Source organism: Reyranella sp., assembly GCF_044224635.1.
GTDB lineage: Bacteria > Pseudomonadota > Alphaproteobacteria > Reyranellales > Reyranellaceae > Reyranella.
Genome location: NZ_JBGAKA010000028.1, coordinates 1 through 21,737, shown reverse-complemented (window position 1 = coordinate 21,737; position 21,737 = coordinate 1). Strand labels below are relative to the sequence as shown.

Below are 21,737 nucleotides of genomic sequence, written 5' to 3'. Positions count from 1 at the left end.
GATGGCGTTCGACCAGAAGATCGCTCAGGCGCTGGGCTTTCCCAAGGCCGCCTACACCCAGGTCGAACGCGAGCGCCGCTGGCTCAGTCGTCCGGCGCCGCACGAGCTGATCGAGCGCAGCGAGCTGATCACCGATCTCTACGTCACGGGAACGCGACTGCGGTTGCGCGAAGCCCGCTTGGCCGATGGCTCCGCGGCCAGGCTTCGCCTCAGCCGCAAGGCCGACATCGATGCGCGCACGCGGCTCATCACCTCGATCTACCTGCCGGAGGACGAGTTCGCCGTGCTGGCCGCGACGCTGCCCGGCATCCGCATCGTCAAGCGGCGCCACCGTCTCGAGAGCCCGCCCGGAACCCTGCTGTCGCTCGACGTATTCCAGGGTGCGCTCGCCGGGCTCGTGCTGCTCGAAGCCGAATTCACCAGCGACGATCTGATGACCGGTTTCGCCGCGCCCGATTTTGCCCTCGCCGAGGTCACCGACGATGTGCGCTACGGCGGCGGGGCGCTGGCGGCCGACGGGCTGCCGGCCGACTTCTATCCCGGCGAGCGGCCGAGCGCGGCGTAGACACGAGGCTTGCGTTTCCTGACCCAGGCGGCAAGGCCGATCCCGCCGGCGCCGACCAGCAGCAGCAGCTCGGGAAAGCTCTGCACGATGCGCGAGTTGGAGCCGCTCACCAGGTCGAGATGCAGCGACATCAGGCCGAGGCTGACCGCCAGCCCGAGTGCCGCCAGCAGCGGCGCCACCAGGCGCCGCCACGCGCCAATGCCGCGGCAGTCGCGCCAGAAGAAGGCGACGACGGCGAGCGACACCAGGATCTGCAGCATCAGGATGCCGAGCGCGCCTAACGTTCCGGCCCAGGCGAACACCACGGTGTAGGGATCGGATCCGGCGAGCGCAAAGATCGCGACCAGACCGAGCACGCTCCCCGTCTGGACCGCGCCCGCCAGCACCGGCGACTGGTGATAGCGATGGGTCTCGCCGAGACGGCGCCACATCAACCCCTCGCGGCCTGCCGCGAACAGATAGCGGTTGATGGTGTTGTGGAACGACAGGGCGCAGGCGAACAGGCTGGCGATCAGCAGCAGGTTCATGACCACGCCAGCCGGGCGGCCGAGCAGCGTCTTGACCGCATCGAGATAGAGCGTGGCGGTGTGCGTCGCGGCCTGGTCGTGGATGTGGTCGGGGCCGTAATAGAGCGAGATCGTCCAGGTCGTGAAGGCATAGAAGACGGCGATCACGGTGACGGCGATGTAGGTCGCGCGGGGGATGGTGCGCTTGGGCTCGCGCGCTTCCTCGCCGAAGATCGCGGTGGCCTCGAAGCCGATGAAGGCCGACACCACGAACACCAGGGCAAGCCCCAGCCCGGGCGTGGCGATGGCCTGGACGCCGAACGCCGCGAGGGCGATCGGCCGCGCCGCATCCGCCGTCACCAGGACCGCGATGCCGAGCAGCAGCAGGATGGTGATCTCGGCGATCATGCAGCAGCCAAGCAGCCGGCCGCTGAACTCGATGCTGCGCACGCCGCAGACATAGACGGCGATGCCGAGGCCGACGGTATAAACCCACCAGGCAACCTCCGGGCCACCCGCCGATTTGACGATGTCGTTCACGAAGAAGCCGAACAGGCCGTACACGGCGACGTCGACGGCGGTATAGGTGGCGAGCGCGATCAACGCGCCGGCGACGCCGAGCGCGGGGCCGAGCCCGGCCACGATGTAGGAATAGAAGCCGCCGGCATTGCCGACGAAACCGCTCATCGCGGTGAAGCCGGCGCTGAACAGCAGGTAGAGCACGCCGACCAGCAGGAAGGTGCCGGGCACACCCGGGCCGTTGCCGAGCATGAAGGCCGCTGGCGTCACGCCGACGACGGCGGTGAGCGGCGCTGCCGCCGCGATGACGAAGAAGACGATCTGGGGGACGCCGAGCGCATTCCTGCGCAATTCACCGGCGGAGACGGAAGCTATGGCATCGGACGGCATTCGCGCGCGAATTCAGCACGGATGGCGGCTGGCGGACAACGACTTCGTCGCGCACACGAAGTGCAGTCGGCGGCGGCTTGCTGGCGTCCCGGTTTCCGGGTGTCCTATTTTTTCGTGAAAGTGAAGTTGCAGGTGCGCCCGGCAAGGCGCGTCCCGGTGCCCTTGGCGCCGGCAAACTTGGCGTCGACCGTGAAGTAGAACTTGGAGCCCGATTGCATGTAGCCCACGGTGCGGTCGGACTCGCCGGTGAGGCCCGAGGCGGCGAGCCGCGCCGTGCCGTCCGCCGCGATCGTCCCGGTCAGGGTCAGCGACGACGGTTTGCCCCTGGTCCCGTACTCGCCGACCAGATTGCCGTCCCTGACGACAGCGTCGTAAAGCCATTTGTAGCCGCGTGCGCCATCGGGAGCCGTCGGACAATCCTGCACGACGCTCCACGTGCCGTCGAACGGCGTCGCCGCGTGCCCTGCGTGCGGCAAGGGTATGGCGACTGCAGAAGCGAGCAACGCGGACAAGCTGCGCGACATCCAGCGCGCACGACCAAGCCTGGGTCGCTGCGAGGCGTGGCCACCGATAGACCCGACGACGTTCATGCGATGCAAGCCTCCCGGACGTAATGTTAGCGGGCGCAGCCTGGTTCTGCGAGATGCTGCGGCAGCGAATCGCGGATTTCGTCCGGCTGCCCGACGCCGCCGCCATGGCGCCCGACAGGCGTTCGCCGCGAAGAATTGTCCAATCGCCCGATCGGACAGGCTAGAAGGATTCCCGGGCGTCGCCGCCATCACGAGCGACCGCGACGGAGGAAAGGAGAACCAGCACGATGACCGAGATTCCCGCGATCTACATGGATCTGCTGCTCGAGAAGAAAGCGCTTGCCCATCTCGCGACCGTGATGCCCGATGGCTCGCCGCAGAACACGCCGGTGTGGTTCGACTATGTCGACGGCAAGGTCCGCGTGAATTCGGCGCTCGGGCGGACCAAGGTGCGGAACATGAAGCCGGGGGCAAAAGTGGCGCTGTCGATCGTCGATCCCGGCAATCCCGACCGCTACGTCCAGCTGCGCGGTACCGTCACCCGCGTTCGGCAGGACGATGTCGCCGCGGCCCATATCGACCGACTGGCGCACAAGTATCTGGGGCTCGACAAGAATCCCTATGCCAAGGCGGGCGACATCCGGGTGATGTTCGAGATCTCCGTGTTCTCCGTCCAGGGAATGAGCTGATCGGGCACCGGCGTCGCCGGAAAGACTCCCAGAGATCGCACGCTGCCAGCTCGCCCTTGCGGAAAACCGATCCTTGCCGGCCCCAAATGGACACCGGGGACACTTCTCGTCGTCCGGATGGTCGATGCCTTCCCCATGAGGACAGCCGAATATCCGGTCGACCATTGTCACCGAATGCACGCCGTGCGCGTTCAGGGCAGGAGCGCAGCTGCCTCCGCAAACCGTCCTCCCTTGGGCAGGTTGGCATCCCGCGGTAAGCTGGGCACGCATGATCATCGACTGCCACGCCCACGTTTTCACCCACTGGATCGGTGCCTGCGGACATCCGACACGCGACATCCACAACCGCTACCTGCAGCGCATGATCACGCGGACGGCGGCCTCGACCTTCCGCACGCGCGACGGGGCGCGGGCCGACACGCAGGCGCTCTACCGCGCGGAGGATGCCGGCTGGAGCGGGCTCACTGACGTCGATTTCCGCGTCGGCCGGTTCGGCCAGCTCGAGTTCACGCACCAGGGCGAGGACCATGCCATCCAGTACATGCCGGTCGGCATGCAGGAGATGACGGCGCCGCCTGAGCTGATGCTGGCGCAGATGATGTATGCCGGCGTCGATCACTGCCTCCTGCAGGCCGGCGGCGCCTATGGTGCGATGACGGAGATGAACGCGTTCGCCCAGCAGCAGTATCCGCAGCGCATGAGCGGGCTGATGCATGTCGACGAGGCGATGGCGGGCAGCGAACGCGAGCTCGTCAAGGTCGACCATGCCTTCGACGTGCTGAAGCTGCGCGGTCTCTACTTCAACGTCGATTCGATGAGCCGCCACGGCTTTCCCTGGCCGCTCGACGCCGCCCCGATGGCGCCGTTCTGGGACAAGCTGGAACGGCTCGGCATCGTGCTCTGCCTGGAGCTCAGCTCGGGGCCGACCTACGACCTGGCGGGCTACATGGGCCACATCACGGCGCTGAAGAACATCGTGGCACGCCACAAGGACCTCAGGCTGCACCTGGCGATGAGCCCGCCGGTCGCGTTCTTCGCCAAGGGCGGCCGCTACGAGTTCCCGGCCGAGCTCGCCGCCCTCTATCGCCACGAGCGGCTGGTGCTCGAGGTGACGTTCCCGATCACCTACGGCGGCCTGTGGGACTACCCCTATCCGGAGGCGCAGGCGCTGATCGAGAGCCTGCGCGACCAGCTCGGCGCCGACCGGCTGGTGTGGGGCTCGGACATGCCCAACGTCGAACGCTTCTGCACCTATCGGCAGTCGCTCGACTACGTGCGCAAATACTGCCCGTTCCTGACGGCGCGCGAGAAGGACCTGGTCCTGGGCGACACCTGCGCGGCGTTCTATGGAATTGGCGGATAGCTCCTATTGATTGGAGGGCTCAGGCTGGGTGCGAGCCACCCCCACCTCATCCTGAGGAGCGCCCGCAGGGCGCGTCTCGAAGGATGGGCAACAGGCACCGCGTTTGAGGCCCATCCTTCGAGACGCTGCGCTACGCGCAGCTCCTCAGGATGAGGTTGTTGATGGTGCGGGCGCTCTCTTGAGGTCGGGGGTGGCGCCTACTCGCGGGCGACGCGGCTCATGAAGGCGGCGAGCGGGATCGCCGCCAGGGCGGTGAAGGCCATCAGGTGGAAGGCGTTGAGATAGCCGATCATCGCGGCCTGGCGCAGGATCTCGTTCGACAGGCTGAGCAGGCTGGGCGCGCTCTCCAGGCTCCACGCCTGCGGCAGGCCGGGCAACGCGAGCGACTTGTTGTAGGGCGTGATGAACTCGGTCATCTGCGAGTAGTTGGCCGCGGTCGAGCGGCTCACGATCAGCACCGAGATCGAGATGAACAGGCTCGAGCCGAAATTGCGCATCAGGGTGAAGATGGCCGAGCCCTCGGTGACCTGGCGCGGCGGCAGGGTCGAGAAGGCCATCACGGTCATCGGCGTGAAGGCGATCGACTGCCCCAGCCCGAGCAGGAAATTGCCCCAGAACACGTCGTGCTCGGTGAGGTTGATATCCCACTCGGCCATCCAGAATCCGGCCGCCGCCTGGATCGTCATGCCGAGCACGATGGCGAAGCGCGGCGCGATGCGGGTGAGCCGGGCGATCACCAGGAAGGCCGTCCAGTTGCCGATGCCGCGCGCGGCGATCAGGGCGGCGATGGCATTGTCGGGGTAGCCGCGCAGATCGTGCAGCAGGGTCGGGAACAGCACGATGCTGATGAAGTTCAGCATGCCCATCACCAGCGCCAGCAGCACGCCCAGCGAAAAGTTGCGGTCGAGCAGCAGGCGCGGATTGAGGAACGGCTCCGGCACGGTGAGGCAATGGGCGATGAAGATCCACAGCGCCAGCACACCGACGAAGGCGAACAGGATCATCTGGGTGGATTCGAACCAGTCGAGCCGGTGCCCGCGATCGAAGATCAGCTGGGCCGCCGTCATGGCGACGGAGAGCGCGATGAAGCCGATCCAGTCGAAACGCACGATGGTGCGATTGGTGTGGTCGCGCAGCGCGAACCAGATGCAGACTAGCGCGGCAATGCCTGGCGGCACGATCATGAAGAAGGCGGCGCGCCAATCGTAAGCCTCGGTGGCCATGCTGCCGAGGATGGGCCCGAGCACCGGGCCGAACACCGCACCGATTCCCCACATCACCAGCGCCGTCGGCTGCAGGTGCTTGGGGAAGGTGGCGAGCAGGATGGCCTGGCCGAGCGGCATGATCGGCGCGCCGAACGCGCCTTGCGCGACGCGGGCCAGGATCAGCGCCTCCAGGCTGCCCGCGATGCCGCACAGCAGGGAGGTGACGGTAAAGCCCATCACCGTGAAGAACATCAGGTTGCGCCAGCCCAGCCGGCTCGCCAGCCAGCCGGTCATCGGCGTGGCCACGGCAGTGGCGACGAGGTTCAGCGTGATCACCCAGGAGATCTCCTCCTGGGTGGCCGACAGGTTGCCGCGCATTTGCGGCAGCACCAGGTTGGCGAGCGTGATGGTCATGCCGAACAGCATGTTGGCGAGCTGGACCATCAACAGGATGAGCCACTGCCGGCCGCTGATCGTGAAGAGGCCGCCCTTCTCGGTGCTGGCGGCGTCGGCAGTGCTAGCAGTCGTTTCGGCAGCCATCCCGGTCGTCGTCGAGCGGCAAGTGCCGCGAAGAGAGGGCACCGATCATTCGGCAGAACGATTGCGAATGACAGAAAAAAGACGCGCGCTTCCGGCGAACGCATTGCTGCAATGCGACAATCTGCTGGAAAGGCGCTGCGACGGCCGAAGGCTCGACACAATCCTCACCCCTGAGGCTGCATGACAGCCGCCTCGGCCCGCTCATGGAGCGCGGCCTGCGACAGTCGCTCGAGATGTCGAACGGCGATTTCTCCATCCTGTTCAACCGGCCACTCTCGGGCTCGCTCCTGGCGCTTGCCCTCGTGGTTACCTTTGCGTCGATGATCAGCGTTTTCGCACCGGTGCGCGGCGGCGATGACGAAGTCTGACCGGCGCGCGCGGCGACGCCGATTGCTATGATGGCGCCCAAGGAAGGGCAAAGGAGAAGCGAGAAAACATGGGGAGCAATATCCTTGGCGCCACGCCACTGGCACTGATGGCCGCTGCGTTGCTGTCGATCGGGCACGCGCACGCGCAAGGCTCGGAGACCGACGCGACGAGGTGGAGAGGCTTCTACGTCGGCGGAGAGGTCGGCGCCGCCTGGAGCTCCTACAGCTGGAGCACGACACCCAATTATTTCAACACCCAGGGCCCGACGCTGCTGGGCAGCGAGCTGACCGCCGGACAGGGCGGATTCGCGGGCGGCGCCTTCGGCGGCTACAGCTGGATCATCGGGCCGGCCGTGCTGGGCCTCGAGGCGGCGGTGCGCGGCGGCAGCCTGAGCAAGTCGCAGCCCACCCCCTGGTATCCGGCCACCGACGTCGCCACCTCGGACGTACATTGGATGGCGAGCGCCGTGGCCCGCGCCGGCTATGCCTGGCAGCGCTGGCAGTTCTTCGGCAAGGCCGGTTGGGCCGGGGCCAGCGCCGGGTTCACCCTGACCGACACCGGCACCGGCATCACCTCGACGACGCAGAAGTGGGTCAACGGGTGGACCGCCGGACTGGGCATCCAATACATGGCCTTTGACCGGGTCTCGGTGGGCGTCACCTGGGACTACACCGATCTCAGCGCCTCCGGCATTGGATCGAGCTGCCCCGGTTGCGGCAGCGGCGTCGGGCTGGGCACGCCGGTGCTCGACACGCACCTTCGTCTCAACGCCGTCATGGCTCGCTTCACGTTCCATGCCGGACCCTAGCCGCCGGCGTGCCAGCCGAACCCGAAGCGATCGCGCAGGAGGAGATGACATTGCGGCACGGCCACGTAGACCTTTCCCCGCTCCACCCGCTGCCCGCTTCGCGCTCGCACCACGGGCAGGGGTCCGTCCTTGTCCAGGATATCCGCAAGATGGCTGCTCGCGCCCATGCGGACGATGTTCGAATGCCTTTCCATGGCTGAGAAGTGAGAGAGGCTGGCAGCTCGCAGCGCCATGACAAGCAACAGGCAGGCGTTATTGGGAATCGCCGACCAGTGGCGGACGCTTGCCAGGGTCGCTCACGTCAAGCGACTCGAGCAGCCCTCGCCGGATCATGCAAACTCACCCTTCGTTCGGGAGGGACAGCGGGCGCATCAATGATGCAACATGTCCGCCGGTCAACAGCAGAAAGTACCGGCGATGGATTTCGACCTCGTGCTACGCGATGCGCGCCTTCCCGACAGCAAGCCGGATGAGCCGGCCATCGACATTGGCGTGCAGGGCGGGCGCATCGTCGCGATCGCATCCGGGCTCGCCGGCAATGCCCGCGAGCAGATTCAGGTGGGCGGCCGGCTCGTCTCTGCCGGCTTCGTCGAGACTCACATCCATCTCGACAAATCCTGCATCCTCGGCCGCTGCGAATGCGAGACCGCGCGCTTCCCGCACCGCGCGATGGAGCGGACCTCGGCCGTCAAGCACACCTTTACCGTCGAGGACGTCGCCGAGCGCGCAGGCGGCACCCTGGAAAAGTGCATCTCGCACGGCGCCACGCGCATGCGCACCCATGTCGAGGTCGATCCAAAGGTTGGCCTGCGCGGCCTCGACGGCGTCAAGGCGCTGATCGACCGCTATGCCTGGGCGATCGAGCTCGAGATCTGCGTGATGCCGCAGGAGGGCCTGACCAACAACCCGGGCACCGACGAGCTGATGGTCGCAGCGCTGAAGAACGGCGCGACCGTCGTCGGTGCGGCGCCAAACTACGACACCGACCGGCCAGCGCAGATCCGGCGCGTCTTCGAGATGGCGCGCGAGTTCGACGTCGATATCGACATGCATCTCGACAGCGGCGCCTCGGCCGAGGAGCTCGACACGCTCCTGGTGTGCGAGCTCACCGAAAAATACGGCTGGGGTGGCCGGGTCGCGATCGGCCACGTGTCGAAGCTCGCCTCGATGCGCCAGCCCGACATGGACAAGGTCGCAAAGCGCATGGCCGATGCCGGCGTTGCGCTCACGGTGCTCACGGCGACCGACCTCTATCTCGGCGGCCGCCACACCGACCACAACGTGCCGCGCAACGTCGTCGATGCCAACCGCCTGGCCGAGCAGGGTGTGGTGTGCTCGATCGCCTCGAACAACATCCTCAACCCCTTCACGCCGTTCGGCGACGGGCAGTTGCTGCGCCAGGTCAACATGCAGGCAATCGTCACCCAGCGCGGCTCCGATGCCGAGGTGCGCGCTGCCTGGGACATGACGACCTCGGCCGCGGCGCGCCTGATGCGCCTCAAGGACTACGGCATCGCCGTCGGCGCGCCGGCCGACCTCGTCGTCCTCGACGCTCCCGACCCGGTCACCGCGCTGCGCACGGTGGCGCCCGTGCTGGCCGCCTACAAGCGCGGCCGCCGCACCGTGACCCGCGAGCCGGTGCGCCTGCACCGGCCGTAGGTGTCAGCTCTTAAGGACGCGGGCGACTGCCCTGCGCTTGCCGAAGGGTCCTCGCCCGCTCCTAGACTAGCAGGGAGCGCGCCACTCAAGGCGTTCTTCTCATTCTCCTCCCCAGCTTCGCTGGGGAGGTGTCGGCGTCTTCGCCGACGGAGGGGTCATAAGCCCCACTGAGACACCTGACCCCTCCGTCTCGGATTACCGAGACACCTCCCCAGCGAAGCTGGGGAGGAAAATGAGAAGATCGATTCATGAGGCAAGCGAGACGCTCGCAGTCCGGAAGAGCATGAGAGGATCACGCCGCCTTGCGGCGGTCCTGCGTCGTCGCGGCGGCCAGCACCATCTCGGCGCACTTCTCGCCGATCATGATGCAGGGCGCGTTGGTGTTGCCGCTGGTCAAGGTCGGCATGATCGAGGCATCGGCGACGCGCAGGCCCTGGATGCCGTGCACCTTGAGCTCGTTGTCGACGACGGCCATCGCATCGGCGCCCATCTTGCAGGTGCCCACCGGGTGATAGGTCGTCTCGGCGTTGTTGCGCACCCAGTCGAGCAACTCGTCATCCGTTTGCAGCTTCGCGCCCGGTGCGATCTCCTCGCCGGTGACCTCCTTGAGCGGCGAGGTCGCCATCAGCTCGCGGCCCTTGCGGATGGCGGCAAGCAGACCTTCGCGGTCGGCGCGCGCGGAAAGGAAATTGAAGCGGATCGCCGGCGGCGCGGCCGGATCGGCCGACTTGATGTGGATCGACCCGGTGCTCTCCGAGCGCAGCACGTTGATGTTCATGGTGATGCCGCGCTGGCGCGCGATGCGGCGTTCATGCCCGACGCGTTCATAGAGGAACGGCAGGATCGAGACAGTGGCGTCGGGAGTCTCGAGGCCGGGTCGCGTGCGGAAATACATGCGGATCGGCACCGAGGTCGTAGCCAGGAAGCCCTCGCCCCACAGCGCGTACTTGATGGCCTCGCGAGCCAGCCGCCAGCCGCGTGCATTGTCGTTGAAGGTGGCGTTGCGCTCGGTGATGGCGAATTTCACCCGCGGCGAATAATGGTCGCGCAGGTTCTCGCCGACGCCCTTCAGCTCGTGGACCGGGGTAATGCCGTGCGCGCGTAAAAGCTCGCCCTGGCCGATGCCGGACAGCTCCAAGAGCTTGGGCGAGTTGATCGAGCCGCTGCTCACGATCACCTCACGCGCCGCACGCGCTTCGCGCTTCACACCGCCCACCGTGTAGCGCACGCCAGTGCAGCGTCTGCCTTCGAGGATCAGCATCTCGGCCAGCGCCCCCTTCTCGATCACCAGGTTGGACCGCCCGCGTGCCGGATCGAGATAGCAAAAGGCCGTGCTTTGCCGCCGCCCCTTGGCGATCGTCACCTGCGACATGCCGATGCCATCCTGCGTCGCCCCGTTGAGGTCCGGGTTGAAGGGCAGGCCGATCTTGCTTGCCGCCTCGATCATCTTCTCGAGCAGCGGGATCTTGTGGCGCGGCGTGTCGGTGATGCGCAGAGGCCCGTTGCGGCCGCGCAGCTCGTCCGAGCCGCCGTTGTAATTCTCCATGCGCTTGAAGACCGGCAGCACGTCCTGCCAGCTCCAGCCGCGATTGCCGAGCTGCGCCCAGTGGTCGTAGTCCTGCGCCTGGCCGCGGATATAGACCATGCCGTTGATCGAGCTCGACCCGCCCATCATCTTTCCGCGCGGCACCTCGATGCGGCGACCGCCGGATCCCTCATCCGGCTCGGCGCTGAAGCACCAGTTGACGGCGGGCAGGTCGATCATCTTGGAGACGCCGACCGGGACGCGCGACCAGAAGTAGCCCGACTCCTCGGTGCCGGCTTCCAGCAGCAGCACGCGATGGGCGCCGCTCTCGCTCAGCCGGGCGGCGAGCGTGGCGCCTGCCGAGCCGGCGCCGACGACGATGTAGTCATAAAGGCCTTCAGCAGTCGGCATGGGAGCGCTCTCCTTCGCGTCCACCTTGACCCGTCCGTCGCGGCCGTGGCAAGGCCGCGGGCAGCGGCGCCTCCTGGACAGCCGCACCGCGGTACGGGAGAAGGCCATGGAATTCGACGTCATGACGCGCGCCACCACGTGGGATCACGTGGCCGACCTGGCGCGCCGCACCGAGGCGGCCGGCTTCTCCGGCATGCTGTTCACCGAAGGCCACCAGGTGCCGTGGATGAACATCGCCGCCGCGGCGATGGCGGCGCCCTCCCTGCACTTCTCGACCGGCATCGCGATCGCGTTTGCCAGGAGCCCGATGATCACGGCGGAGATCGCCTGGGAGCTGGCGCAGAACACCCGGGGCAAGTTCCGCCTCGGGCTCGGCAGCCAGGTCAAGGCGCACATCACCAGGCGCTACGCCAGCTCCTTCGACAAGCCGGCGCCGCAGATGAAGGATTACGTGCAGGCGGTAAAGGCCTGCCTGTCGGCGTTCCGCCGCGAGCGCCCGCTGCAGCATGACGGCCCGTACTACAAGCTCTCGCTGCTGACCGAGCAATGGACGCCATCGCGGCACAACTACGAGGACGTGAAGGTCGACATCTCGGCGGTGGGTCCGATCATGGTGCGGGTGGCGGGCGAGGTCGCCGACGGCATCCACGTCCATCCGATGCATTCGATGCACTATATCAACAATCGCCTGCTGCCGGGCGTCGCCGAGGGCGCGGCGCGGGCCGGCCGCGACCCTTCCGAGGTCGATCTGATCGTGCCGGTGATCGTCGCGGCGGGCGATACGCCGGAGGATCGGCTGACGCCGATCAAGGAGGCGAAGACGACGATCGCCTTCTACGGCGCCACGCCGAACTACGCCTTCCAGTTCGACGATCTCGGCTACACCGGCATGCGCGACCAGCTTCGCGACTGCCTGAGGTCGGGCGACAGCGCGCGCAGCGAGGCGCTGATCACCGACGAGATTCTCGACCAGTTCGCCGTGGTCGCGCGCTGGGACGACGTCGCCGACCGCATGATCGCGCGCTACAAGGGCATCGCCTCGCGGCTGGTGATCTACCTCGCCTCGCACTGGCGCGAGGTCGACCCGAAGGTGCTGGACCGCTGGGGCGAGGTCGCCCGCGCCGTGCGCAAGGCGGCGTAGGCCGCGGTTCGAGGCTGAGGGGAGCGGCCACAGCCTTCTTGTCGTCCTGAGCGCAGCGAAGAACCTCATCGCCATTGGCAATTGGAGTGCTTCGCAACGTCGGGCGATGAGATCCTTCGCTGCCCTCAGGATGACAAAAGAAATCCGCGTCGCCTCAGCACTCACGTGCTCCGAGGAACGCCCACAGGGCGCGCTGCCCCTATCGAAACCTACTGCGGCAGGCGGGCCATCATCACGGAAATATCGCGCGCCATCTCCATCGCCTGCTCCACGTCGAGGCTGGCAGCGCGGTGGAACGTGCGCTTCGTCTGGGCGACGAATTCGCTGTTCCATTTGGCGATGGTCTCGGCCATGGCGAGCGCGGCCGGCTGGAGCTGGTCGTTGGCCACGACGCGATTGACCAGGCCGAGCTCGTAGGCGCGCTGCGGGGCGATGTTCTCGCAGAGCAGCAGCAGCTCGAGCGCGATCTTCTTGCTCATCACGTGCGCAGCGTGAGCCGAGACGGTCGAGGCGGTCAGGCCCGCCTTCAGCTCGGGATAGCCGAAGCGGGCGCTCTCCGCGGCGACCACGAGGTCGCCGCCGAGCGCCAGGCTGCAGCCGGCGCCGAGCGCATAGCCGTGCACGGCGGCGATGATCGGCTTGTCGATGCGCGTCAGCAGGTTGAACAGGGCGACGCTGTCGTCGGCGTGGCACACCAGGTTCCTGCGGCTCTCGGTCGTCAGCACGCGCGGCGTGGAGGTGTCCATGCCGGCGCAGAAGGCCCGTCCGGAGCCGGCCAGGATCAGCACCGACACGCTGTCGTCGGCCTGCGCCGCACGCAACCCGTCGGTCAGCGCGTGCACCAGATCGGCGTTCAAGGCATTGAGCTTGGTCGGGCGATTCAGGGTCAGCAGCCGCACCGCACCCCGGTTCTCGATCAGCAGCACCTCGTCCATGACAGCCTCCTCCCCGATGGCTTCGTTATTCGATACGGATGTTCGCCGCCTTGGCGACCTTGCGCCACGCCTCGATCTCGCTCAGCGTGAACGCGCGCAGCTCCTCCGGCGTCGTGGGGTTCATCGGGCCGCCCATGCCCAGGAGCTTCTCGTTGATCTCGGCCGAGGTGGCGGCGGCGATGAAATCCTTGTTGAGGCGGGCCACGATCTCCTTGGACGTGCCGCGCGGCGCGTAGACGGCCGACCAGGTGGTGAAGATGAAGCCTGGCAGGCCGGCGGCGATGGCGCCGGGTACGCCCGGCAGCATCGGCGAGGACTCGGCCTGGGTGATGGCCAGCGGATCGGCCCAGCCGCTGTTCAGGATCATCTTGGAGCTCGACAGGTCGGGCACCGTGAAGGAGATCGCCCCCGAGTTGAGGTCCGGCGCACCGAGCTGGTGGTTGCGGTAGTTGACGTTCATCGCCTCGACGCCGGCCAGCATGCGGTAGAGCTCGGCGGCGAACCGCGCCGAGATCGCGCCGGAGCCGAAATTGTGCTTGCCGGGCTCGGCCTTCAGCAGCGCCGTGAGCTCGGCGAGCGACTTCAGCTTCAGGCCCTTGTGCACCAGCATGACCAGCGGGACCATGCTCATGCGCGTCACCGGCTCGAAATCCTTGATCGGATCGTAGGGCAGCCTGTCGTAGAGCACGGGATTGCCGGCATGCGTCATCGACGAGGTCGTGAACAACGTGTGCCCATCGGGCTTGGCGCGCGCCGCCGCCTCGGCCGCGATGATGCCGTTGGCGCCGCCCTTGTTGTCGATGACGACCGGCTGGCCCCACATCTGCGCGAGCTTGCCCGCGACCAGACGGAAGGTGACGTCGGTCGAGGCTCCGGGCGGAAACGGCACGATGAAGGTCACCTGCCCGCTCGGGAAGCTCTGCGCCCGCGCGCTGTTGATGTGCACGGTCGTCCCGAAGGCGGCTGTCGCCGCACCGGCAGCCAGCAGGCGGCGCCGGTTCATCTCGTGAAATGTCATGCGTCTCCTCACCTCGGCGCATCTTGGCGTGCCACGCGAGATCGGCAAGTTGTCTCCAGCGCCGCGCGGGCTTAGGCTCGTATCCGGGATCGAACAGTGAAATCGCACCAGCTTCTACGCTTCCTCCTGGCCTTCGGGCTCCCCGCCATTCTGTCTGCCGGAATCGTGCAGGCGCAGGTCATTCCGCCGGCCGAGGACATCGCCGCGCAGGTGCGCACGCAGGGCCACCCCTGCGAGGGTTCGGCGAGCGCGCTCAAGCTCGTCAAGCAGTCCTGGCCGGACGAGCCCGTCTGGATCCTCACTTGCACCAACGCGACCTACAAGGTGCGGCTGATCCCCGACATGGCCGCGAAGATCGAGCGGGTGCAGTAACCGGCCGCTTTCTCGCCGCACGTCTTCGCCGGGGAGGAGGAATAAGCTGCTGGCGATCTTTCAATCGCCGCGCTGGGCCCTCAAGTGCTCATTCGCGGGGTGTGCACAACCGTGTCGTCACACCGAGTCGAGGCCGCCCAACGGGCAGTGCAGCGACTGCACCGGCGAAGTGCCAAGCGCCAGCTCCGGAGGCTCGCGCCACGCGATTCGCTGCCCTCTTCCCACCTTGTTTCGAGAGAACACTGCCCTCGCCCTACAATGCAGTGAGAGTGAGGACGTCATGACTGCCACTCACATCGGAACGTGCTTTTGCGGTGCTGTCGAGATCACGGCTACGGGCGCGCCGGAAGGCATGGGCTACTGCCATTGCCGGTCGTGCCGCTCGTGGTCGGCCGGACCGGTCAACGCCTTCACCTTGTGGAAGCCGGAGAACGTCAAGATCACGAAGGGCGCCGATCTGGTCGGCCATTTCATGAAGACGCCGGTGAGCGACCGCAAGTTCTGCACCAAGTGCGGCGGCCATCTCATGACCGGCCATCCGCCGCTCGGGCTGATCGACGTCTATGCGGCGACAATTCCCGCGCTGAAGTTCCAGCCCGGCCTGCATGTGAACTATGCCGAGACCGTCCTGCCGATGAACGACGGGCTGCCCAATTTCAAGGACTTCCCCAAGGACTTTGGCGGCTCCGGCGACATGGTGGCCGAGTAGGCGCGGAAACAATCAGGCTCTTCCGGGCCGCGAGCGTCCCGCTCGCCTCATGGGTCATGGCCGGGAGCGCGCCACTTCAAGCGGGGTAGCCTCCATCGACTGTGGCGCTCTTCTTGTTGATCACAAATCCCATGAGCGCCACGGAGTGGCGTGATCCCGGCGCACGAGACCTTTCACTCCAGACCGGCGCGCCGGAATGCCGCGAGGTAATGCTCGCGGTCGACGTCGCGCTTGAAGGGAATGCGTTCGCCGAGCCACGCCAGGGAGATGTTTGGCTGGGCGCGCCGCAGCTCGCCGAGGGCAGCGCTTGCCGTGTCGTGCTGGCCCATCATCGCCGCCGCGGCGGTCAGCACGCGATGAGCGCCGACGAAGTCTGCCTTCAGCCGCAAGGCCTCACGCGACAGGCGGATCGCCTCGTCGTAGTTGGCGCCGACGAACTGCGCGTAGGCGTCGATGCCGCAGTAGATCGCCGCGCACGGATCGCGTGGACTGAGGCGCAGCGCCTGGCGCGCCGCGCGAACGCCGTCTTCCCAGCGGCCGCAATAGCTCAGCGCCAGGCCGTAGAAGCCGTGCGCGATCGCCAGGCTGGGATTGAGTTGCAGAGACAGCTCGAACTCGGCCAGGCAGTCGTCGAAGCGGCGGGCGAACAGCAGCGCGTGGCCGAGCGCATTGTGCGCCCACGCATCCTCGGCATCGGCGCGGATCGCAGCGCGCGCGGCGCGTTCGGCGATCGCCATGCCGGTGTCCATATCTTCCCAGCCCATGTGAGCGGTGAAGGCGTGGCTGGTCGCCAGCACGCCCAGCGCCTGGCCATAGTTGGGATCGATGCTGATCGCCTTCTCGAGCAGCGCCTGGGCCACGACGTTGTCCTGCCGCGTGACGCGCCAATAGTGCGTCAGGGCGCGCATGACGAGATCCCAGGCATCGAGGCTGTCGGGCGTGCTGCGCCGGGCGTGCGAGCTTTCCGCCGCGTAGAGTTGCGGCTCGATGGCCGCCACGATGGCCTGCGAGATCTCGTCCTGGACGGCGAAGACGTCGGCCAGCGCGCGGTCGTAGCGCTCCGCCCAGATATGGCTGCCGGTGGCCACGGCATTGAGCTGGGCGGTGATGCGCACGCGATCGCCCGCCTTGCGCACGCTGCCCTGCACGACATAGCCCACCCCCAGCTCGCTGCCGATCCGGGCGAGATGAACGGCGCGGTCCTTGTAGACGAACGACGAGTTGCGGGCGATCACGTAGACCCAGCGCAGCCGTGACAGCGCCGTGATGACGTCCTCGCTGATGCCGTCGGAAAAGTACTCCTGCTCGGGTTCGCCGCTCATGTTCACGAAGGGCAGCACCGCGATGCCCGGACGGTCGAGCGGCGCCGGATGGGCGGGCGCCGCGGCCGCTGCGAAGACCGATACGGATGTAGCCGGCGCTGGCACCGACTCGGCGCTCTCGGCGACCACGCCGACGAACCGGAAGCCCTTGCGCGCCAGGGTGCGGATCAGCCGCTGATCCTGGCCGTTGTCGCCGACCGCCTTGCGCGCCGCATTGATGCGGCTGGTCAGGGTCGATTCCGACACCACGCGACCCTGCCAGATGGCCGCGATGAGATCGTCCTTGCTAACCACGCGATCGCGGTTCTGCACCAGGAAGGCCAGCAGGTCGAACACCTGCGGCTCAATCTCCAGGCGCTCCGCGCCGCGTGTCAGCTCGCGCCGGACGATGTCCAGCACATGGTCTGAAAAATGGAACAGCACGCCACTCCCTGCCGCGACGCCGGGGAAGAATCAAGCGGTTCCCGAGGACAGACAGGCAGCAGAGAGTTTTCTGGACCGCGCGCATCTTGCCCGCTCATGCTCGCGGCCCGGAAGAACATGAGCATGAGCAGCGAGACACCCGCCGCCCAACCATGAGGAAGCCTGGCTAGGCTCAGCCCTCGGCCGCGAGCGGCGCCGGGAGGTGCTCGACGGCACCGAGGTCCGTCGCGACCCCGCCCGGGCGGCGCACCAGCGCCTTGCGGGCGAACCACTCCGTCGCCGCGTCGAGCGTCTCCACGAAGCGGATCTCGCCGCCCGACAGCGTCGCCGCGGGGATGCCGTCGCGGAACAGCAGGCGGTTGCCGGCATGGGCCGGCAGGCGCGGTCCCGGCGTCAGGATGCCCGCCAGGTTGAGCGGATCGGCGCCCGAGACGGCGGTCCATTCACCTGAGGCAGGACGGCGGCGGACCTCGCGCAGCAGGCCCACCGCCTCAGGGAGCGCGAACTGCTCGCCGGTGAAGCCGGCGACGAAACGGCCGCCGCGGATCTCGCCGCCGGCCTCAAGACGGCGATAGACGCGCAGAAGCTCGCGCCACGGCGGCAGGTTGCCGGACTCGCGCTCGAGAAGACGCCAGAAGACGACGCCCCAGCGGCGCAGCAGCACGCGCGCCACGTGCTCGACGGCGTCGGCAGCCGGCCCGCTGCCGCTTGCCGCCGGGCCGGCCAGCAACGACCAGCGCCCGCCCTCCTCCAGGCCGCCGCTCACCACCCGACGACGGCGCCGGCCGCTGGTCCGTTCGCTCGGCGGGACGAGCAGGGCGCGCAGGCCCGAAAAGCCGTCCGACGTGACCAGGCCCAGCGCCACCAGCTCGGCCAGCGCCTCTTCGAGCTGCGAGCGCAGCAGGCCGGCATGCTGCCGCAGCTCCTCGTAGAACGAGGCGCCGTTGGCGGCGAGATAGTCGACGACCGCCTGCGCGCGCGGGCCGGGCCGGGCAGCGTCGGCGGCGGGCGACAGGGAACGCCACAGCCTCGCCTGGCGGCGGGCGAGGATCGTGATCGGCGTGGTCCGCACGGTCGTCGCGCGCCCCGTGGCGGTGGCGTTGCGATTGCGCAACCGCATCCAGGTCGCGTGACCGGCAAGGCAGCGCGCGTCGAGCCAGGACGGTCGATAGTCCTTGAGCCGCGCCGGCAGGATCTCGGACTCCCAGCCGGCGGCAGCGGCGCCGAACCCTTCGAGCTGGGCGAGCACCGGATCGAGCGAGTCGGGGCCCGAGACCTGGGCGTCCGGCGCGACGCGCTGCCAACGGAACAGGAAGCGCAGGAAATCGCGCGCCGCGACGGGCTCGATCTCGCTGCGCAGGCGCTTGATGGTGTAGTGATGGATGCGCGCCAGCAGCCGCCGGTCGCACCATTCGTCGGCGTTGGCGCCCGACGTGAAGTGGCCGCGCAGCGCGAAGCCCTCGCGCTGCAGCGCCAACAAGGCGCTCTCGACCGCGGAGGCCGAGACCAGCCCGGCAGCCAGCAGGGGCGCCGCCAGCACCTGCTCGGTCACCGGCCCCAACCCCTCGAGGCGCCCGCGCAGGATCTCGACCAGCGCTTCGTCGGATGACCATTGCCTCTCGAGCGCCGCTGCCGGCGGCTCGATCGCGGGAACCGTCTTCAGGTCACGCCGAAGGGCGCGCATCTGCGGCAGGCGTTCGGCGGCGATCCACAGATCGCCCGCGAGCGCCGCCCGCTTGTCGGCGGCAAGCGAGCCGAGCAGGGCATTCCAGCCCGGCTGCCTCGCAACTTCCTCGACGGTGAGGAACCCCAGCCAGCAGAGCGCATCGTGCAGCTCGTCGGCAGTCTCGGCGTCGGGCCAGGCCTCGCTCATCACGCGCGCGATCGCCGCCGCATCGAGACGGCCCAGATCGGCCGCCTGCTCGGGCGCCAGCCAGCGCCGCGCCATGACGGCCTGGGTACGGCGCTCCTCGAGCGGCGCGTCGTCGAGAAAGGCGTAAGGCCTCGCCGAGAGCACTTCCAGCGCCAGCGGCGAGGGCTGGTTGAGATCGCGCGCGATCACCTCGATGGCGCCGGATTCGATTCCCTTCAGCACGCGCTCGAAGCCTGCCGCATCCATCGCCTCGCCCAGGCAGTCGGCAATCGCCTGCCCGACCAGCGGATGGTCGGGTATCTCGCGGTCGCCCGGCAAGTTCTCGGCGCAGGCGATCTGGTCGGGAAAGACCGAGCCGACGAGATCCTCGGCCGCCATGCGCGCGAGCTGCGGCGGCACCTTCTTGCCGCCGCGCATGCGCGGCAGCGCCAGCGAGACGCCGGCGACCCAGCGCCATCGCGTGGTGAACATCGGCGAATCGAGGACGGCCTGGATCAGCACCTGGCGCGCCGAGCTCGAATGCAGGTAGCGCGCCACCTCCTCCAGCGCGAAGCTGTGCGCCTGGGTGAGCGAGATGACGATGTTGTCCTCGGTCGCCGCCGCCTGGATCTCGAAATTGAAGGTGGCGCAGAAGCGCTTGCGCAACGCCAGGCCCCAGGCGCGGTTGAGGCGGCTGCCGTAAGGCGAATGCACGACCAGCTGCATGCCGCCCGCCTCGTCGAAGAAACGTTCGAGGACGATTTTCGATTGCGTCGGCAGCACGCCCAGCGCAGCGTGTCCTGAGGCGAGATACTCGACGAGCTGGCGCGCCGCTTCGGCTTCCAGGCCGAGGCCATCGGTCAGCCAGTCGAGCAGCCCCTCGCCGACGGGATCCTTGCGCAGGTGCCGGGCAGCCTCCTCGCGCAGGCGCGAGACGGCAGCCGACAGGGCATCCGAGCGGCCCGGCGCCTCGCCTAGCCAGAACGGGATGTTGGGCGCGGCGCCCTGGGCATCCTCGACGCGCACCGTGCCGCGCTCGACGCGCTGGATGCGGTAGCTGCGATTGCCGAGCTGGAAGACGTCGCCGGCCAGGCTCTCGACCGCGAAATCCTCGTTGACCGAGCCGATGACGTGGTTCTCGGGCTCGAGCAGCACCTGGTAGTCGGCGTTGTCGGGGATGGTGCCGCCCGCCGTCAGCGCCGTCAGGCGCGCGCCGCGCCGGCCGCGCAGGCGGCCATTGACCGCATCGTGATGGAGCAGCGCCCCGCGCCGGCCGCGCCGCGTCGAGAAGCCGTCGGCCAGCATGGCGACGATTGCATCGAAGTCGGATTGCGCCAGCGCGCGGTACGGCCAGGCGCGCCGCATCAGGGCCAGCAGCGCGTCGGCGCTCCATTCCTGCGCCGCGACCTCGGCAACCAGCTGCTGGGCCGCCACGTCGAGCGGCGCCTCGGGGAGGGCGAGCCGGTCGAGCTCGCCGCGCCCTACGCTGTCGAGCAGGGCCGAGCATTCCACCAGCTCGTCGCGTGACAAGGGGAACAGGCGGCCCTTCGGGGTGGCGCCGACGGCATGACCGGAGCGGCCGACGCGCTGCAGGAAGCTCGCGATCGAGCGCGGCGAGCCGATCTGGCAGACAAGGTCGACATCGCCGATATCGATGCCGAGCTCAAGCGACGCGGTGGCGATCAGGGCCTTGAGCTGGCCGGCCTTGAGGCGCTGCTCGGCGTCGAAGCGCTGGTCGCGCGACAGGCTGCCGTGATGGGCGCGGACGTGCTCGCTGCCCAGGCGCTCGCTGAGATGGCGCGTCACGCGCTCGGCCAGCCGCCGCGTGTTGACGAAGATCAGCGTCGTGCGATGCTGGCCGACGAGGTCGGCCAGCCGGCCATACACCTGCTCCCAGACCTCGTGCGACATGACCGATTCGAGCGGCGAGTCGGGCAGCGCGATGGCGAGGTCGCGATGGCGGCGGTGCCCCGAATCGACGATCGCGCAGCCCTTCGGATCGCCGGTGAGAAAACGCGCCACCTCCTCGATGGGATTCTGGGTGGCGGACAGGCCGATACGTTGCAGCTCGCGGCCGCACAGCGCATCGAGGCGTTCCAGCGACAGGGCGAGATGGCTGCCGCGCTTGTTGGGGGCGACGGCGTGGATCTCGTCGACGATCACGGTACGCGTCGTCGCCAGCATCTTGCGGCCGCTCTCCGAGCCCAACAGCACGTAGAGCGACTCCGGCGTCGTGACGACGATGTGCGGCGGCCTGCGGTTGGCGCGCTGACGCTCGCCCGGCGCGGTATCGCCGGTGCGCACCCACGGGCGGATGTCGAGATCGGCCAGCCCGAGGCTGCGCAGCTCCTCGGCGATGCCAGCCAGCGGGCCTTCGAGATTGCGCTGGACGTCGTTGGACAGCGCCTTCAGGGGCGACACGTAGACGATCCGCGTCTCGTCCGGCAGGCCGTGCTCGAGGCCGGTGCGCACCAGGTCGTCGATCGCGGCCAGGAAGGCAGCCAGCGTCTTTCCCGAGCCCGTGGGTGCGGCGATCAGGGTGTGCTTGCCGGCCTTGATCAACGGCCAGGCGTCGGCCTGCGCCGGCGTCGCGGCGGCAAAGGTCTTGTCGAACCAGGCGGCGACGGCCGGATGAAACAGGGCTTTATCCATAAGGAACAACGGGGGGCCTCGAAATATGGGTGCCAGCAGTACCCGGATCAACCCGGCAGGCGGCCCGCGGCGGCGCTCACCTCATTCTCCTCCCCAGCTCCGCTGGCTAACTTGAGCACAGATGTTGCGCTGCGAGATGGTAACCATCAGCGATAGCGTAGAAGCGTTCGAGTCCGTCGCGCATAGTGATGGGGCCATTTGATTTGTCACTTTGGTATCCGGTCCATCCGCCGA

At 68.0% G+C, this 21,737-nt stretch carries 18 protein-coding genes; 9 read left to right on the top strand and 9 right to left on the bottom strand.

Going from position 1 to position 21,737, the window contains the following annotated elements; all coding sequences use genetic code 11:
• Position 1: 1 nt before the first annotated feature.
• Positions 2–565: a hypothetical protein gene (locus ACILR9_RS22650; protein ID WP_395712230.1), complete on the top strand. Its 564-nt coding sequence runs from the start codon at positions 2–4 to the stop codon at positions 563–565.
• Here ACILR9_RS22650 and ACILR9_RS22645 read toward each other — a convergent pair.
• On the bottom strand, positions 535–1,980 hold the full coding sequence (locus tag ACILR9_RS22645) for an APC family permease (RefSeq protein ID WP_395712229.1): 1,446 nt from the start codon (positions 1,978–1,980) through the stop codon (positions 535–537). The genes ACILR9_RS22650 and ACILR9_RS22645 overlap by 31 nt on opposite strands.
• Positions 1,981–2,084: 104 nt before the next feature.
• Positions 2,085–2,492: a hypothetical protein gene (locus ACILR9_RS22640; RefSeq protein WP_395712228.1), complete on the bottom strand. Its 408-nt coding sequence runs from the start codon at positions 2,490–2,492 to the stop codon at positions 2,085–2,087.
• A 305-nt stretch (positions 2,493–2,797) separates the two neighbouring features.
• Here ACILR9_RS22640 and ACILR9_RS22635 point away from each other — a divergent pair, with 305 nt between their 5' ends.
• Positions 2,798–3,199, top strand: coding sequence for a PPOX class F420-dependent oxidoreductase (locus ACILR9_RS22635; protein ID WP_395712227.1), 402 nt, complete (start codon positions 2,798–2,800; stop codon positions 3,197–3,199).
• Positions 3,200–3,467: 268 nt separating this feature from the next.
• On the top strand, positions 3,468–4,562 hold the full coding sequence (locus ACILR9_RS22630) for an amidohydrolase family protein (protein WP_395712226.1): 1,095 nt from the start codon (positions 3,468–3,470) through the stop codon (positions 4,560–4,562).
• A gap of 197 nt (positions 4,563–4,759) precedes the next feature.
• On the opposite strand, the gene ACILR9_RS22625 is transcribed toward ACILR9_RS22630, so the two are convergent.
• Positions 4,760–6,307, bottom strand: coding sequence for a DHA2 family efflux MFS transporter permease subunit (locus tag ACILR9_RS22625; protein ID WP_395712225.1), 1,548 nt, complete (start codon positions 6,305–6,307; stop codon positions 4,760–4,762).
• Between the two features lie 203 nt (positions 6,308–6,510).
• Here ACILR9_RS22625 and ACILR9_RS22620 point away from each other — a divergent pair, with 203 nt between their 5' ends.
• Entirely contained in the window at positions 6,511–6,675 is a 165-nt protein-coding gene (locus tag ACILR9_RS22620; protein WP_395712224.1) for a hypothetical protein, read from the top strand.
• Between the two features lie 68 nt (positions 6,676–6,743).
• Positions 6,744–7,484, top strand: a complete 741-nt coding sequence (locus ACILR9_RS22615) for an outer membrane protein (protein ID WP_395712223.1) — start codon at positions 6,744–6,746, stop codon at positions 7,482–7,484.
• On the opposite strand, the gene ACILR9_RS22610 is transcribed toward ACILR9_RS22615, so the two are convergent.
• A complete protein-coding gene (locus ACILR9_RS22610; RefSeq protein WP_395712222.1) occupies positions 7,481–7,717 on the bottom strand; it encodes a chemotaxis protein CheB in 237 nt (78 codons plus the stop codon). The two genes, ACILR9_RS22615 and ACILR9_RS22610, sit on opposite strands and share 4 nt — an antisense overlap.
• Before the next feature lie 151 nt (positions 7,718–7,868).
• Here ACILR9_RS22610 and ACILR9_RS22605 point away from each other — a divergent pair, with 151 nt between their 5' ends.
• Positions 7,869–9,143 (top strand): amidohydrolase family protein, encoded by a 1,275-nt coding sequence (locus tag ACILR9_RS22605; protein ID WP_395712221.1) that lies wholly within the window; start codon positions 7,869–7,871, stop codon positions 9,141–9,143.
• Positions 9,144–9,435: 292 nt separating this feature from the next.
• Here ACILR9_RS22605 and ACILR9_RS22600 read toward each other — a convergent pair whose 3' ends face one another.
• A complete protein-coding gene (locus tag ACILR9_RS22600; RefSeq protein WP_395712220.1) occupies positions 9,436–11,079 on the bottom strand; it encodes a GMC family oxidoreductase in 1,644 nt (547 codons plus the stop codon).
• Between the two features lie 106 nt (positions 11,080–11,185).
• Between ACILR9_RS22600 and ACILR9_RS22595 the strand changes: the two genes are divergently transcribed.
• Positions 11,186–12,220 (top strand): TIGR03617 family F420-dependent LLM class oxidoreductase, encoded by a 1,035-nt coding sequence (locus ACILR9_RS22595; RefSeq protein WP_395712219.1) that lies wholly within the window; start codon positions 11,186–11,188, stop codon positions 12,218–12,220.
• Positions 12,221–12,429: 209 nt separating this feature from the next.
• On the opposite strand, the gene ACILR9_RS22590 is transcribed toward ACILR9_RS22595, so the two are convergent.
• On the bottom strand, positions 12,430–13,155 hold the full coding sequence (locus ACILR9_RS22590; RefSeq protein ID WP_395712218.1) for an enoyl-CoA hydratase/isomerase family protein: 726 nt from the start codon (positions 13,153–13,155) through the stop codon (positions 12,430–12,432).
• A gap of 25 nt (positions 13,156–13,180) precedes the next feature.
• Positions 13,181–14,173 carry a Bug family tripartite tricarboxylate transporter substrate binding protein gene (locus ACILR9_RS22585; protein ID WP_395712217.1) on the bottom strand — a complete coding sequence of 331 codons (993 nt, stop codon included), beginning with the start codon at positions 14,171–14,173 and terminating at the stop codon, positions 13,181–13,183.
• 96 nt (positions 14,174–14,269) lie between these two features.
• On the opposite strand from ACILR9_RS22585, the gene ACILR9_RS22580 reads away from it, so the two are divergent.
• The gene (locus ACILR9_RS22580) at positions 14,270–14,545 is read left to right on the top strand and encodes a hypothetical protein (RefSeq protein ID WP_395712216.1); all 276 of its coding nucleotides are present in this window, start codon (positions 14,270–14,272) and stop codon (positions 14,543–14,545) included.
• Positions 14,546–14,825: 280 nt separating this feature from the next.
• Complete coding sequence (locus tag ACILR9_RS22575; RefSeq protein ID WP_395712215.1) at positions 14,826–15,254, top strand: GFA family protein; 429 nt, start codon at positions 14,826–14,828, stop codon at positions 15,252–15,254.
• Between the two features lie 173 nt (positions 15,255–15,427).
• Here ACILR9_RS22575 and ACILR9_RS22570 read toward each other — a convergent pair whose 3' ends face one another.
• Together ACILR9_RS22570 and ACILR9_RS22565 are read right to left on the bottom strand one after the other, a co-directional pair.
• On the bottom strand, positions 15,428–16,999 hold the full coding sequence (locus ACILR9_RS22570) for a winged helix-turn-helix domain-containing tetratricopeptide repeat protein (RefSeq protein ID WP_395712214.1): 1,572 nt from the start codon (positions 16,997–16,999) through the stop codon (positions 15,428–15,430).
• 172 nt (positions 17,000–17,171) lie between these two features.
• Positions 17,172–21,503 carry a DEAD/DEAH box helicase gene (locus ACILR9_RS22565; protein ID WP_395712295.1) on the bottom strand — a complete coding sequence of 1,444 codons (4,332 nt, stop codon included), beginning with the start codon at positions 21,501–21,503 and terminating at the stop codon, positions 17,172–17,174.
• Positions 21,504–21,737 lie beyond the last annotated feature (234 nt).